Source organism: Binatus sp. (SeqCode), from assembly GCF_036522015.1.
GTDB lineage: Bacteria > Desulfobacterota > Binatia > Binatales > Binataceae > Binatus.
The window spans coordinates 1-14,452 of the sequence record NZ_DATDGQ010000325.1 but is presented as its reverse complement, the minus strand read 5'-3'; the positions used below and the strand labels follow the sequence as shown (position 1 = coordinate 14,452).

At 59.8% G+C, this 14,452-nt stretch carries 13 protein-coding genes; 3 read left to right on the top strand and 10 right to left on the bottom strand.

Translation table 11 applies throughout. The features are described 5' to 3' along the window. Positions 1-482: M20/M25/M40 family metallo-hydrolase (locus VIW95_RS13800; protein ID WP_331587481.1), on the bottom strand; the 482-nt coding region annotated here is incomplete at its 3' end. Between the two features lie 170 nt (positions 483-652). Here VIW95_RS13800 and ppk1 point away from each other — a divergent pair. Further along, a complete protein-coding gene (ppk1, locus tag VIW95_RS13795; RefSeq protein WP_331587480.1) occupies positions 653-2,956 on the top strand; it encodes a polyphosphate kinase 1 in 2,304 nt (767 codons plus the stop codon). A gap of 87 nt (positions 2,957-3,043) precedes the next feature. Here the strand turns inward: ppk1 and VIW95_RS13790 are convergent, their stop codons facing one another. The 5 genes from VIW95_RS13790 to VIW95_RS13770 all read right to left on the bottom strand — a co-directional run bounded on the left by VIW95_RS13790 (position 3,044) and on the right by VIW95_RS13770 (position 8,865). Further along, positions 3,044-3,406: a hypothetical protein gene (locus VIW95_RS13790; protein ID WP_331587478.1), complete on the bottom strand. Its 363-nt coding sequence runs from the start codon at positions 3,404-3,406 to the stop codon at positions 3,044-3,046. Positions 3,407-3,510: 104 nt separating this feature from the next. Next, positions 3,511-3,873 (bottom strand): hypothetical protein, encoded by a 363-nt coding sequence (locus VIW95_RS13785; protein ID WP_331587476.1) that lies wholly within the window; start codon positions 3,871-3,873, stop codon positions 3,511-3,513. A gap of 139 nt (positions 3,874-4,012) precedes the next feature. Next, positions 4,013-4,714, bottom strand: a complete 702-nt coding sequence (locus tag VIW95_RS13780; protein WP_331587474.1) for a DUF502 domain-containing protein — start codon at positions 4,712-4,714, stop codon at positions 4,013-4,015. 9 nt (positions 4,715-4,723) lie between these two features. Beyond that, complete coding sequence (locus VIW95_RS13775; protein ID WP_331587472.1) at positions 4,724-5,356, bottom strand: hypothetical protein; 633 nt, start codon at positions 5,354-5,356, stop codon at positions 4,724-4,726. Positions 5,357-5,421: 65 nt separating this feature from the next. Next, on the bottom strand, positions 5,422-8,865 hold the full coding sequence (locus tag VIW95_RS13770) for a carboxyl transferase domain-containing protein (RefSeq protein WP_331587470.1): 3,444 nt from the start codon (positions 8,863-8,865) through the stop codon (positions 5,422-5,424). 155 nt (positions 8,866-9,020) lie between these two features. Between VIW95_RS13770 and VIW95_RS13765 the strand changes: the two genes are divergently transcribed. Next, the gene (locus VIW95_RS13765; protein ID WP_331587469.1) at positions 9,021-9,911 is read left to right on the top strand and encodes a transglutaminase family protein; all 891 of its coding nucleotides are present in this window, start codon (positions 9,021-9,023) and stop codon (positions 9,909-9,911) included. A 6-nt stretch (positions 9,912-9,917) separates the two neighbouring features. Here VIW95_RS13765 and VIW95_RS13760 read toward each other — a convergent pair whose 3' ends face one another. Together VIW95_RS13760 and VIW95_RS13755 are read right to left on the bottom strand one after the other, a co-directional pair. Beyond that, positions 9,918-10,796 (bottom strand): transglutaminase family protein, encoded by an 879-nt coding sequence (locus tag VIW95_RS13760; protein WP_331587467.1) that lies wholly within the window; start codon positions 10,794-10,796, stop codon positions 9,918-9,920. Position 10,797: 1 nt separating this feature from the next. Then, positions 10,798-11,421 carry a gamma-glutamyl-gamma-aminobutyrate hydrolase family protein gene (locus tag VIW95_RS13755; protein WP_331587465.1) on the bottom strand — a complete coding sequence of 208 codons (624 nt, stop codon included), beginning with the start codon at positions 11,419-11,421 and terminating at the stop codon, positions 10,798-10,800. A 133-nt stretch (positions 11,422-11,554) separates the two neighbouring features. On the opposite strand from VIW95_RS13755, the gene VIW95_RS13750 reads away from it, so the two are divergent. Continuing rightward, positions 11,555-13,273, top strand: a complete 1,719-nt coding sequence (locus tag VIW95_RS13750; RefSeq protein WP_331587463.1) for a L,D-transpeptidase family protein — start codon at positions 11,555-11,557, stop codon at positions 13,271-13,273. A gap of 34 nt (positions 13,274-13,307) precedes the next feature. Here the strand turns inward: VIW95_RS13750 and VIW95_RS13745 are convergent, their stop codons facing one another. Further along, a complete protein-coding gene (locus tag VIW95_RS13745; RefSeq protein ID WP_331587461.1) occupies positions 13,308-14,144 on the bottom strand; it encodes a dienelactone hydrolase family protein in 837 nt (278 codons plus the stop codon). Between the two features lie 22 nt (positions 14,145-14,166). Next, positions 14,167-14,452 (bottom strand): carbohydrate kinase family protein (locus VIW95_RS13740; RefSeq protein ID WP_331587459.1); only part of this gene is annotated, 286 nt, incomplete at its 5' end.

Here is a 14,452-nt window from a genome sequence, read left to right as displayed (position 1 = left end):
ACTGGCGTTTCGCCGAGGATTTGTTTGAGGGCAGGCGCGACGCTGTGAGCGCCTAGGCATCCGACTTCCTCGCTCGCGGTGAAAACGAATACCAGCGGACGCCTCAGCCGCGCCGAATCGAGCGTGCGCGACGCGTCGAGGCATTGCGCGATGAATCCTTTCATGTCGGTGGTGCCGCGGCCGTAGATTCTTTCGCCCTCGAGCTCCATTTTGAGCGGTTCACGCTCCCATCCGGGTTGGCCGTCGAACGGGACGACATCGACGTGGCCGGAAATTATCAAGCCGTCAGCGCGCGGCGGCCCAATCCATGCGACCAGGTTGGCCTGCGCGACGCCGAACAGCTCGACCGGTTGAATTGCAGTTTTGAATCCTCGCGGTGCAAGCTCCGCTGCGATGTATTCGATCGCATCGCGATCGCTTTTTGCGCTGACCGTGTCGAACGCGATGAGTCGCTTTGCGACCTCATACAAGTAGTCATTCATAGTGCCACCGGGGCATGGATGCGCTCAGGAGAATCGCACAATCGGCCTGCGGATAACAAATCGCAACCTAATAACATCGCGGAAATACTCAAGTATTGGCCGATATCGCGGCAGGATAGGCAATCGGGCACGCGGGTGGCTAGAATGCATGGGTCGGGAGGAGGGGCTGGATGGAATTGGACGAGCAGATGGCCAATCAATCGGATAGTCAAGAAACAATCACTGCGACGACGGTCGCGGACGCGCCGGCGCTTCAGAATGGAGTGGCGGCCGATTCAATAGCGACCTCGGTGGTCATTGATGGCTCGGTCACCGCGGTCGAGAAGGCGCCGCCGCCCCACATCGACAAGGACCTTAACTCGCCCGACCTGTTCCTCAATCGCGAGCTAACGTGGCTAGCATTCAATCGACGCGTTCTGCACGAGGCGGAGGACGAACGCAATCCGCTGCTCGAGCGGCTCAAGTTCCTGACGATTACCGCGTCCAACCTCGACGAGTTCTTCATGAAGCGCATCGGCGGTCTGAAGCAGCAGGTTGTCGCCGGGATGCACGAGCTGACAGTTGACGGCCGCACTCCACAGCAACAGATCACGGAATGTTATACGGTGGTGCGCGAGCTCGAGCAGCGTCAGCGCGAAGTTGGTCCGCATATCCTGCGCGAGCTCGAGAACCACGGCATCCGCGTGCGGCTGTACGCCAGCCTGACCGACGATGAGTGCAAGTCGGTTCGCGAGTACTACTACAAGAATATTTTCCCGCTGGTGACGCCGCAGGCGATGGACCCGGCCCATCCGTTCCCGTTCGTGTCAAACCTGTCACTCAATTTGCTGGTTACGGCGCGCTACCAGAACGACTCGGACCCGCTGATGGCGCGGGTGAAGGTGCCGATCGGCTTTGGAATTCCGCGCTTTCTGCGGGTCGGCAAACAAAACGATTTTGTGCGGCTCGAGGACGTCGTCGCGAACAACCTCGACCTGCTGTTTCCCTCGATGCTGATCGACTCGTACGAGCTTTTCCGCGTGACACGCAACGCCAACACCGAGCGCGACGAGGACGAAGCCGACGATTTGCTGGCGCTGATCGAATCAGAGCTGCGCGACCGCCGGTTCGCGCCAATCGTTCGCCTCGAAGTGCTGACCGGAATGAACCCGGTTCATCGCGGAATGCTGGCGGCAGAGCTTGGCTTGGACGAACGCTCCGACGTGTTCGAAGTCGATGGCATGCTCTCGATGCGCGATCTGGCCGAGCTTGCGGCGATCGACGTGCCGGCGCTGCACGATCCGCCGCATCATCCCGTCGATCATCCGCGCCTGACCGTCGGCCGCAGCATCTTCCACGTCATTCGCGACGCTGGTTCGTTCCTGCTGCTGCATCCGTACGAATCGTTCTCGACTTCGGTCGAGCGGTTCCTGCGCGAAGCTGCCGAGGACACGAAGGTCCGCGCGATCAAGATGACCCTGTATCGAACCTCGCCGGACTCGAAGATCATCGGCTACCTCTGCGACGCGGCGCGCAACGGCAAGCAGGTCGCTGTGGTGGTCGAGCTGAAGGCGCGCTTCGACGAAGCGGCGAACATCCAGTTTGCGACCAAGCTCGAAGAGTTCGGAATCCACGTGACCTATGGCGTGGTCGGCCTGAAAACTCATAGCAAGGTGATCCTCGTCATTCGCCAGGACTACAACGGGCTGCGGCGTTACGCGCATATCGGCACCGGCAACTACCATCCGGTGACCGCGAGATTTTATGCCGACTACGGACTGCTGACTTGCGACGGTACGATCGGCGAAGACCTGACTGAGCTGTTCAACTACCTGACGACTGGCTATATGCCGAATCGTCCCTACCGCAAGATACTGCCCGCGCCGACCGTGCTGAAGCGCGCGCTGCTGGCGCGAATCGAGCGCGAAGTCAAAATCAACTCGGCCGCATCGCCGGGACTGATCCAGTTCAAGATGAACGCGCTCGAGGACGTGGACATCACGCGCGCGCTATATCGCGCGTCACAGGCGGGGGTGAAGGTCGATTTGATCGTCCGCGACACGTGCCGGCTGCGTCCCGGAATCCAGGGGCTGTCGGAAAACGTGCGTGTCGTGAGCATCGTCGGCAGATTCCTCGAGCACGGGCGCGTTTACTATTTTCGCAACGGCGGTGCCGAGGATTTTCTCATCGGCTCGGCCGACTGCATGAAGCGCAATCTTGAGAGCCGAGTCGAGGTCGTTGCGCCGGTCGAAGATCCTCAATTGCGCAAGGAATTGCGCGTCGTGCTCGACATCCAGCTACGGCCCAATCGATGCCAGTGGGAGATGATGTCCGACGGGACTTACGTCAGGACCGCAACCGCTGACGCCGCGCCGGCCTGCCAGCAGGCAATGATCGATTTCGCTGAGACGCGCCAGACGGAAGCAACCAAGGTCAAGAAGCGCCGCTCCAAAGGCTTCGCCCGCCGCGCAGTACGCGACAGAAACGGCGAATAACGAATCGATCGTCGCCGAATGACGGCGAGCCCGAGGCTGAAAGCCTTAGGCTCACATTCGCCGGATTAAACCTGCAGGGCGAATGCGTTATTCGCCGGGACGCGGCGGAATCGCGACGTAGTTCCCTGGATTCGCGGCCATCGACTCGCGAATTTCCGGATGCGCCGAGAAGAACGCACCGAGTTGCGGATGCTTCTTCGCATAGGCGTCGTCATTGATCAGCGCGGGATTGTGCGCAAGCTCGCTCGCGACGTTCGGATGCTGGCTCGCGAACTCGTTCCAGGTCTTGAGCTTGTGCGTGTCGATATCCCGACTATCGGCCGCCTTGAACACAGTCGTGGTATTGCCATTTTCGACGGTGCCCAGCGTCTTTCCTTCTTGCGCGATCGAAGGAGCAGCGAAAGCGACGGGAAGCGCGATTGCTATCAACAGAGTCGATATACGATTCATCTTTTCAGCATAGTGCGTCTTATCTGAAATGCAAAAAATCCGAGCGTGCTGTCAGGAACACAAATGCTCTGTTTGGCCGATAGTGGGCCGCCCAGCAGCCGCAGCTATTCGCCGGGACGCGGCGGAATCGCAACGTAATTGCCAGGATCTTCCGCCATGGCTTCGCGAATATCCGGATGCACTGAGAAAAATTGCGCCAGTTCCGGATGCTTCTGCGTGTAGCCGTCGCTATTTATCAGCGATGGCTTGTAGGCGAGTTCGCGCGCGACGTCCGGGTGCTCGCTCGCGAAGGTGCTCCAGGTCTGAAGCTTTTGCACGTCGAGGTCGCTCGAATCGGCGGCCTTGAACTCGATCGTGGTGTTTCCATTGACGACGGTGCCTAGCGTCCTTCCGTCCTGTGCGATCGATGGAGCCGCGAAAGCGACTGGAACCACGGCTGCGATCAAAAGACTCGATATTCGTTTCATGAGTCTTCACCTCTTGCCCGCATGAGGGGAATTTATTGGCAAACCCAACCCATGAAAGAGGAGCAACTCTCATACCGGGATTTATTTCCCGCGAGGTCTGCGTATACCTGCTCGTCGTTCCGAAGTGAGAATGTATTACTTACAAACTACTCGGTTTCGCAGCAGTCGGTTTCGTCCGGTCTTCGCCCCCTGACACGCGAGCGCTCTTCGAGTAGTTCAGTTTCGGTGGCGCGGCCGCCCCACCCGACATGATGAAAGTCATCGCTTCGTTGATTGTCCAGTCGAGCATGATAAGGCGGCTGGTTGGGACCAGTTCCATATAGCCGGAGGTAGGGTTGGGCGTGGTCGGGACGTAAACGGCGGCGATCTCTTCGCCGCTATCGGCGTCGTTGAAGATCCTGGTAACGAGGCCGACGGTTTTCATTTCCGGCGACGGGAACTCGATCAAAACGACTCGCTGCGAGCCGCCTGGCTTGGTCTGAAAGCTGGTGACGAGTTGGCGCGCGGCGCCATAGATTGATTGTACTACCGGAATTCGCGCCATCACGTAGTCAAACGCGGCGAGCAAGCGTCGTCCTGCGACGGCGGTTGCAATCTCGCCAAGGACATACAGTCCGGCGAGGACGATCGCGATCGAGATCGTCCCCTGAAACCACTGCGCTGAAAATGCCTCGGCCAGCGTCGGCGAATGAATTCCCAGCCAGGACACGACCGCCCTGACCAACGGACTGCCGAGGGAAACGAGCAGCCCGACCAGGAAACTGATCACCCATACAGTGATCCAGATCGGAATGAACGTCAGAATTCCCGCCACGATATTGCGACGGATCTTGGTGAACATCGACGAGCCTTAGCCTCCCGCGGGCGCCGGTCCGGCCACCCGCCGGCGCAGCGCAACAGCAGCGAACACAGTTATCGCGACGGCGACGATTGCGATCGCCGCGAGCATCCAGAGGTAGGCTTCGACTTCGGTTCCAACTACGGCCGCAAATGCGAGCGCGGCGCTGACCCAGTAAAAGCTGCGGTCCATGTGCACGCCAGCCATGAAGCAGGTCACCGCCAGAATCACCAAAGTGACGAGCGCAACGGCGTCGGCGTCCATTTGTCCGCGCGCGAGTTGCAGGAAAATTATCTGCACAGCAACGATGGGTCCGAGCCAGTGCAGGAGCTGTCGCAGTATTCGCTTCCACAACGGCCCGGGATTGCTATTCGGCCCGGCGAGTTCGTGCCACAGGCTCACGATCCCGAAGATTGGAAACATCGCGCTCCAGTAGTAGCGCGCATGGAGATGACTCACGTTGGTGAGGAACAGGCCAATCATCACGAGCACGGATAGAACTCCGACGATCAACAGGCGTCGCAAGAGTCCTGCTTCGATCCTGTTCATCCATTGCGATGACGGCGGCTTCGATGACGCCGGCGCGATCGCCGGCGGAGGGGCTTCTTGCGCAACCGTCTGCGATTCAGTTTCGTTCGCGCTCATGTCCCGATGATCTTATGTCGATCGCGAAGGCGCAAGCCGCACACTCGTATTCAGTTGGACTGCCCTCACCAGGTATCGACGTTCGGACGCTTCTTGCCGGTGCGCGGCGACTTCGTCGGCGTCGATCGCAGGCCCGCGACGACCCACTTGCGCGAGTCGAGCGGATCGATCACGTCGTCGATCTCGAAGTGCGACGCGGTGTTGACTGCCTTCCCGTGGCGATACATCCGATCGACCATCTCGTCGAACAGTTCCTTGCGCTTACCGGGATCCTCGACCGCGGCAAGCTCGTTGCGATAGCCCAGCTTCACCGCTCCCTCGAGCCCCATGCCGCCGAACTCTCCAGTCGGCCATGCCACGGTGAAAATCGGCGCCTTGAAACTGCCACCCGCCATCGCTTGCGCGCCCAATCCATAACCCTTACGTAGTATGATCGTGAAAAACGGGACGCTGATGTTCGCGCCCGTCACGAACATCCGCGACGCATGCCGCACCAGCGCGGTCTTCTCGACTTCGGGGCCAACCATGATGCCGGGAGTGTCGCACAGGAACAGCAGCGGGATGTCGAACGCGTCGCACAGCTGCATGAATCGCGCGGCTTTGTCGGCGCCGTTGCTGTCGATCGCGCCCGCCAGATGCACTGGGTTGTTGGCGATCAGCCCCACCGGACGTCCCTCGAGCCTGATCAGCGATGTGACCATTCCGGGGCCGAAATGCTGGCGGATTTCGAGCACCGATCCGCTGTCGGCGAGCGTCTCGATGACAGCTCGGACATCGTAAATGCGAAGTCGATTCTCCGGGATGATCGTACGCAACAACCGCTGATCGGCACATACCCAGTCGCGAACCTCTCCCTGAAAGTAGGATAGGTACTTCTTAGCTACTTGTACCGCTTCGCCTTCGTCGGCGACCGGAATGTCCACTACGCCGTTAGCTACTTGAACGTCCATCGGTCCTACTTCTTCGGGGCGGAATATACCTAGTCCGCCGCCTTCGATCATCGCAGGACCACCCATTCCGATATTCGATCCCTTCGTCGCGATTACTACATCGCAGCAACCGAGCAATGCCGCGTTGCCGGCGAAACAGCGGCCCGAGTTGATACCCACCAGCGGGACCAGCCCGCTCAATTTTCCCCAGTAGTTGAACGCCATGCAGTCGAGTCCCGCGACGCCCAGCCCATCTGTGTCGCCGGGGCGTCCTCCGCCGCCCTCTGTGAAGAACACCACCGGCAGGCGCGACTTCTGCGCGATCTCGAACATCCGGTCTTTCTTGCGATGGTTCTGTTGGCCCTGCGTGCCGGCGAGCACCGTGTAGTCGTACGACATCAGGATGCACTGCGCTTTGGATTCCTCGAACAGGTTGCCGTTGACGCGCCCGATTCCGGCCACCATCCCGTCGGCCGGCGTGTTCTTCACCAGGTCTTCGATCGTGCGCCGCCGCCGCTGCGCCGCAATCACCAATGGACCGTACTCGACGAAAGTACCCCGGTCGCAGAGATCTTCGATATTTTCGCGGGTGGTGCGCTGTCCAGTTTTGCGCCGCCGCGCGACTGCCTCGGGCCGCGCAGTATCCAGTCCAAGCGCATGCCGATCGACCACTTCTGCGAGATCGGGCCGCACGCGATCCAAATCCACTTCGCCGGCCTCGGCGCTGTGCGTCGTTTCGACGTCAGCCTTCTCGATGAAGGCCAGCGGATGGCCTTCGAAGATCGCGTCTCCCTTGGCAACCGTAATGCGCCGCACGATTCCACTCTTGTCGGCGGCGATCACGTGCTCCATCTTCATCGCTTCCATCACGAACAGTTGCTGCCCGCGATGCACCCGGTCGCCTTCGCTGACATCGACGGAAACGATCGTGCCCTGCATCGGCGCTTCGATCGCAACTGTGTTCTCAGGCGCCGTAATGTCGTGCACTTGCGGCGTCACAATCGTGGTGGTCGCCGCAATCGGCGATGGCGCGTTGCTCTCCGATTTGCCGTGATGAAGAACCGCCAGCGGATCGCTCGCGTCGATCTTCGCACCTGCGCGACGCCCGCCTGACTGCTCGACGACCGCTCTGGGAGGCGACGTCGGGCGATCGAAGAACAACCGCCGATGCCCGGACTCCGCGCCGCCAACCAGCGCGGCGATATTGTCCTCGACGAAGCGCGTGTACACCCGATTCGCGATGAACTCCGAATGCTGCAGCAGGCTCTGCAGGAATCCAATGTTGGTCGGCACGCCCTCAATCCTGAATTCGCATAGCGCGCGATAGGTCTTCGTCACCACGTCGGCGAAGTCCGCCGAATGCGAGTGAGTAATAAGCTTGGCAAGCAGCGAGTCAAAGTTCGGACTCGTCGTGTACCCCGCATAAGCGAAGGAATCGGTCCGCACGCGTGGTCCCGACGGCGCCTCGAACGCAGTGATCGTCCCGCCCGCCGGTTTCGCGCTGCCATCGGCGCGCATCGACTCCATATTGATTCGCACCTGCATTGCGAATCCGCGCGGTTTGGGGATGTCCGCCTGCTGCATCCCGAGTTCCGCGAGCGTGCGGCCCGCCGCAAGTTGAATTTGCAGTTTGACCAGATCGATGCCCGTTACTTCTTCGGTGACGGTGTGCTCGACCTGGAGCCGCGGATTAGCTTCGATGAAAGCGAAACCTGCCTCGTCGCTCGCGGACGTATCTGCATTGACCAGAAACTCGAACGTGCCGAGGTTGTCGTAACGCACTTCCTTGGCCATCCGCACCGCAGCGCCAGTCAGCCGATCGCGCATCGCCGGCGCGAGTCCCGGACTCGGCGCTATCTCGACGATCTTCTGATTGCGGCGCTGGATGCTGCATTCGCGCTCCCACAGATGGCTGACGTTGCCCGAGCCGTCGCCGACGATCTGCACTTCGATATGACGCGCGCGCGGCATCAACTGCTCGACATACACGTCGCCGTTGCCGAACGACGCGCGCGCCTCCGACTGGCAGCGTTTGTAAGCCTCGTCGATTTCCTCGACGCGCGACACCGCGCGCATCCCGCGTCCGCCGCCGCCCGCGACCGCTTTGATCATCATCGAAGCAGTCTCGCCGAGCGCCGCAAAAAAGCCATGAGCTTCGTCGAGGGTCGTCGGTCCCGAGGTGCCGCGCAGGATCGGTACGCCGCATCGGCCGGCCAGCGCTCGCGCCTGCACCTTGTCGCCGAAGAGCTCGAGCATCTCGGCGCGCGGTCCCACGAATGTGATTCCCGCGTCGACGCATCGCCGCGCAAAGCCGGCGTTCTCGCTGAGAAAGCCGTAGCCGGGATGGATCGCGTCACAGCCCGCTTCTTTTGCCAGCGCAATAATCTGTTCTCCGTCGAGGTACGCGGCCGCGCCAACGCCGCTCAGACGGCGCGCCTCGTCGGCCTTTCGGGTGTGCAGAGAACTGGAGTCGTCGTCCGGAAAAACGGCCACGGTGCGGATGCCCATTTCGGCGGCCGCGCGGATGATGCGAATTGCGATCTCACCGCGGTTGGCGATCAGCAGACTGTTCGGAGTCATATTTCTCTCGTCTCTTCTTCGGCGCGTTGAATTCCGCGCCTGAACTTGTATCTAAAGCATGATGAGGCCGCCGCGTGAAAGCGCCGGGTGCGCCCGGGCAAATTCGTCGTTGAGCGAGTGCCGATGCACAGCTATAGTTTCGATCGTCGTTGCGCATGCGATTCCGCATCAAACACACCACTCGATACATCTACGAACAGCCGGCCTCCCATTCTCATAACGATGTGCGGCTCACTCCAATCGACGCGCCCGATCAGAAGCGCGTCGCATTCAGGCTCGACGTCACCCCGGCCGCCGAGATCTCCGAGTATCGCGACGCGTTCGGCAACCTCACGCATTCGATCGACATCCAGCCGCCTCACACTGAACTCATCATCAGCTCGTCTTCGGTGGTCGATCGAGTCGCGCTGCCGACTCAGCAGTCGGCGCGAATCACATTTCACGATTATCTAACGGATGATGCCGCAAGGGTGAGGGAATACTCGGAATTTCTGAATCCGAGCCGCTATGTACCATTCAGCGATCGGTTGCGACGATTTTTCTGGTCTGTGCGGCCGCAGCTATCCGAAGACCTCACCGCGTACACCGAGCGCATGGTACACTATGTGCGGAATCAATTTGGTTACGACGGCGGCACCACCAACGTACACTCCACTGTCGACGATATACTCACCGCGGGCGGCGGAGTATGCCAGGATTTCGCGCACCTAAGCATAGGTCTGCTGCGACTGGCGGGAATTCCTGCCCGCTACGTCTCCGGCTATCTAGCCCCTGATCCTCGAAGGAGTGCCAACTCTCCTCCTCCTGAGTTGGCCAGTCATGCGTGGATCGAGGCGCTTTTGCCCGGTATCGGATGGACCGGTTTCGATCCGACGCATAGGACTCGGACCATGATTCGCCATATACGCCTTGCGGTCGGCAGGGACTACAACGACCTGCCTCCCGTATCGGGCGTCTATAACAGCGGAGGTGGCGGCCGGCATATGGCCTACGAGCTGGAAGTAAGTCTCGCCAATCAGGACAGTTCCGACGAGTTAGTCAGGTAAGTAGGGCTACGATTTGATTTCTTCAGTGCCGTCGAGTCTCTTCGCCAGGTCGATAGGATCACCTAACGAGACTTCGCGGGGATCTACCTGGTAGGCCCATACCTCGAACTTAGTCATCTGCGCAGGTCCATATACGGTCGCAAAGGCGCATTCGACCGCGTCGAGACCTTGCGCGATCTTGATGCGGCCTATCCTGGGTTCGTTGTAGCGCGCGTCAAAGACATGCCATTGGCCACCCAGGTACACTTCGCTGTACGCGTGAAAATCCATCGGCGATCCAGGATCCACATGTCCTATGTCGGGTAGATGACCTGTGACATATCGCGCCGGTATGTTGATCGCACGGCACAGCGCTATCGTGCAATGGGCGAAGTCGCGGCACACACCATAGCCGCGTTCGATAATTTGCGCGGCTGAAATGTCCGGTCTCCCCGAGGCGAAGCGATATTCGATGTTGTTATGAACCCAGTCGGAAATAGCCTGCACGCGTTCGCCTGCATCATATATGTGCCCGAACTTTTCCCCGGCGAACGCAAACAGCTTGTCTGAATCGCAATATCTGCTTGGCAGAAGGTAACGCAAAAATGCCGGCTCCAGTGTCGCGATCGACGGCGCGTTTCCGAATTCTTCGCTCTTGTCCGACGCAGCGGATACCTCTACCAGCGCGTCGTGGTGAATTTCGTTCAGTCCAGTCTCCAGAATGATTCGATAAGCGACGTTGCCGTCGGCGTCCTCGAACGGTTCGGACTTCGCAGCGCGGCCGAAGTTGAGCTTTTCGTGGCGTATCGGACGGTCGGGATCGAATCGCGGATTAACCAGCAATATAACGGTTGCCGAAGATTCGCATACAAAATGGATACTGCAACCGACGCGAACCGTAAGCATCTTATGCGCCGTTGCGAACTCGATCGAAGAAGTCGGCGAACAGTGGAAGATAAAGCGGATCGCGTTCGGGATGATATTGCACGCCGATAGCGTAGGGATGCGAACGAAGCCGCGCCTGCTCGACAATTCCATCGCTCGCGGACCAGGCCTCGACCTCAAGCCCGTCGGCCAGCCGCTCGAGCGCCTGGTGATGCGAGCTGTTCACCGCGGCGAATCGATGAATCGCGCTCGTGCTGTGCCTCAGCGGTTGTATGTTCTCTCTCTCATGGTTGTCGTGGCCGGGAATATCGATATGCAACGTCCCGCCGAGCGCGACGTTCAACACTTGTAAGCCCCGGCAGATAGCGAGGATAGGCTTTCCCGAAAAGAGCATGTCGCGCGATGCCTTGAATTCCCACTCGTCGCGCGCGCGGTCGGTATCGACAATCAACGACGGCTCCGCGATCTCCTGGCGCAGAAAGCTGGCCGAGATGTCGCCGCCGCCGGTCAACATCAACCCGTCCATCTGGCCCAGATCGACCGGATGCAATCGAGCGTTATGCGCCGTCAGATGCGGATAACGGCTGAAAATATGCGTAAACCAATGTTCGTCGCATTGGCGAATCCACGTCGCGATACTCGGCATTTCTAACCCGTATGCAAGAGACTCTCTTAAGACTACGGATGCCCCGGCATTGTCGCAATTCGACGAAGCCGCTGCCCTTGCGACGAAACCGCGCGCCACTTATGTACTGTGTGTTCGCGAGGGAACATCAAGCATGAAGATTCACAAATCCGCGGTGGCGGCATTGATCATATCGCTCTGCTGCGGCGCGAGCAGCCCGATCATCGCCGCGAGCTCTCCCGCGGCGACCACCAGCGCGCCGCAAGCTGTTGCTGGCGCGCCTCAAGGGCCCGACGATCTTAACGCCGTTATCGCCGCCGGCACGCTGCCGGATCTGCGCTGGCCTAACTTCATCGACTATCGCGACTATGTAAAAAAATTCTATGCCGCCGGCGGCAACTCGCTGGCGTGGATTCAGAACGGCAAGGCCGGCCCACAGGCCGTATCGATGATATTGCTATTTCAGCAGGCCGCGTCGAAGGGCCTGAACCCCGAAGACTACGACGCGTCGCGCTGGGACGCGCGCCTGACCAGGCTACAACCTACGGCGCCGAAGCCGTCCGACACCGACCTTGCGCATATCGATCTGGCGCTGACTGTCTCGGCGATGCGCTACATTTCTGATCTGCACATTGGAAGAGTAAATCCCCAGCATTTCAAGTTTGGACTGACCGTAGGACCCAGAAGATACGATCTGGCCGAGTTGCTGAGGACGCAGGTGCTGCCTTCCTCGGACATTCCTGCGGTCGTCGCGAAAGTCGAGCCGCCTTACGACGGTTATCGTCGCGCCGAAGATGCGCTCCTAGCTTACTCGAAAATGGCGACAGCGGGTGAGGCTCCACTCATACCTGTCCCGCAAAAGGGTGTCCGTCCCGGGAGTACCCTCGCGTCGATGTCTCAGCTGGTCGCGCGATTGCGTCAGCTCGGCGACCTCCCCGCGAACGCCGATGTGCCAGCCGACTCAACGCTCTACAAGGGTGCGATCGTCGACGCGGTAAAACACTTCCAGCATCGACACGGCCTGGAACCTGACGGCGTCCTGGGTAAGGGCACCGTGAGCGTATTGAATGTGCCGCTCAAAACCCGGGTACAACAACTCCAACTCACGCTTGAACGATATCGCTGGATACCGCCGGACTTCCCCGAGCCGCCGATTATCGTGAACATTCCCGAATTCCAGCTGCGTACCATGCGCCGCCAACCGGCGACCTACCTGCAGATGAGAGTAGTGGTCGGTAAGGCGATGCGAACGCAGACGCCAGTGTTCGCTGAAAATATGAAGTACCTGATTTTCCGCCCATACTGGCTGGTACCGACCTCGATCCTGCGTAACGAGACGATTCCGAAGACTCGGCGTAATCCCGACTACCTGTCAGATAACGGCTTCGAAGTAGTCGATCAAAGCGGCAACGTCGTGCCTTCATCGCCGGCGTCAGACGATGTCATCGACGGACTTCGATCCGGATCGTACCGCGTACGGCAGAAGCCCGGCCCCAAGAATGCGCTCGGCCTGGTGAAGTTCATCTTCCCCAATCAATACAACGTTTATCTGCATAGCACGCCGGAGCAGGAACTGTTCTCGCGCTCGCGCCGCGACTTCAGTCATGGATGTATCCGGGTTGAGAAACCTGCGGATCTGGCTGCCTGGGTGCTGCGCGATCGGCCGGAATGGACGATGGACAAAATACAAGCGGCAATGAAGACCGGCCCCGACAATGTTCAGGTGAATCTCAACAAACCAATTCCAGTACTCATTCTCTATAGTACGGCAGTCGTCGATCCAGATGGCGAAGTAAGATTCTTCGACGACATATATGGCTATGACAAATCGCTGGGCAAGGTACTCGCGAACGGTCCTCCGTATCCAGGCTGACTAGCTACTTCCAATAGTCAGTCGCCTTTATATTTCAGGCGACGCCGTGCTCCTTGAACCAGGACTGCATCCGCTTCCATCCGTCTTTGGCGGCTTGCGCGTTATAGCTGGGGCGGTAGTCGGCGTTGAAGCCGTGGCCGGCATCGGGATAGATCACGATTTCAGACGGCTTGCCGGCAGCCTTCAGCGCGGCGCGCATCTGCTCAATTTGCGCGACCGGTATGCCCATATCCTTGCCGCCGTAGAGACCTAGAATCGGCACGTTGATCTGATTCGGCAAATCGATCGGATTCTTTGGTCGAAGATCCGCCGCCGGCGATTCCAGCGGCCCGTACCAGGCGACTCCGGCTTTGAGAGATGGGTTGTGCGCTGCATACAACCAGACCTGACGGCCGCCCCAGCAAAAACCGGTGATGCCGAGTTTCGTGGTGTCAGCCTTACCCGTGCTTTTTGCCCATGCCACGGTCGCGTCGAGATCGGATGCAACCTGTTGGTCGGGTACTTTCGCGACGACCTTGGCGATGATCTGCTGCACGTCACTGATGCTCGCGACGTCGCCTTCGCGCGAATAGAGCAACGGCGCGACTGCGAAGTAGCCGAGCTTGGCCAGGCGCCGGCAGATGTCCTTGATGTGTTCGTGGACGCCAAAGATCTCATGCACCACCAGCACGGTTGGGAAAGGGCCGCCGCTCGCCGGCATCGCGCGGTAAGCGGGAATCTCGCCGCCTTCGACCGGAATCTTGACCTCACCGGCGACGAGTCCGTTGCTGTCGGTTGTGATCGTGTCGGCCGACACCGGCATGACCGCGAGTGCGAATCCGGCGGCCAGACTTCCTACCACGAACGCGCGGCGCGAGAGTTGGGTTTTCATATTTTCTATATCTGCAAGACGGTTAGCTGGAACGCAAGGCAGTTTTGCGCATGAAGCGGACAGTATCGTCCAAATTGACAATGCCAGCGTCCGATCCGAGGCCTTGCGCCACCAACGCGGCCGCGGCGTTGCCGAGCTTCATGCACTCCGATGGCGACCAGCCCATCCTCAGCGCGCGGATGAAGCCGGCGCAATACGCGTCACCGCATCCCGACGTGTCGACGACCTCGATATCGTGGGCCGGCAGATGAACTCGCCCGCGCGCAGTCGTCAGCAAGCTGCCGTCGGCCCCCATCGTGAGCACGACT

What these genes read in the sequence shown, in the direction of transcription:
- ppk1 (WP_331587480.1), top strand. Translation starts at nt 653, where the DNA reads ATGGAATTGGACGAGCAGATGGCCAATCAATCGGATAGTCAAGAAACA.
- VIW95_RS13790 (WP_331587478.1), bottom strand. Translation starts at nt 3,406, where the DNA reads ATGAATCGTATATCGACTCTGTTGATAGCAATCGCGCTTCCCGTCGCT.
- VIW95_RS13785 (WP_331587476.1), bottom strand. Translation starts at nt 3,873, where the DNA reads ATGAAACGAATATCGAGTCTTTTGATCGCAGCCGTGGTTCCAGTCGCT.
- VIW95_RS13780 (WP_331587474.1), bottom strand. Translation starts at nt 4,714, where the DNA reads ATGTTCACCAAGATCCGTCGCAATATCGTGGCGGGAATTCTGACGTTC.
- VIW95_RS13775 (WP_331587472.1), bottom strand. Translation starts at nt 5,356, where the DNA reads ATGAGCGCGAACGAAACTGAATCGCAGACGGTTGCGCAAGAAGCCCCT.
- VIW95_RS13770 (WP_331587470.1), bottom strand. Translation starts at nt 8,865, where the DNA reads ATGACTCCGAACAGTCTGCTGATCGCCAACCGCGGTGAGATCGCAATT.
- VIW95_RS13765 (WP_331587469.1), top strand. Translation starts at nt 9,021, where the DNA reads ATGCGATTCCGCATCAAACACACCACTCGATACATCTACGAACAGCCG.
- VIW95_RS13760 (WP_331587467.1), bottom strand. Translation starts at nt 10,796, where the DNA reads ATGCTTACGGTTCGCGTCGGTTGCAGTATCCATTTTGTATGCGAATCT.
- VIW95_RS13755 (WP_331587465.1), bottom strand. Translation starts at nt 11,421, where the DNA reads ATGCCGAGTATCGCGACGTGGATTCGCCAATGCGACGAACATTGGTTT.
- VIW95_RS13750 (WP_331587463.1), top strand. Translation starts at nt 11,555, where the DNA reads ATGAAGATTCACAAATCCGCGGTGGCGGCATTGATCATATCGCTCTGC.
- VIW95_RS13745 (WP_331587461.1), bottom strand. Translation starts at nt 14,144, where the DNA reads ATGAAAACCCAACTCTCGCGCCGCGCGTTCGTGGTAGGAAGTCTGGCC.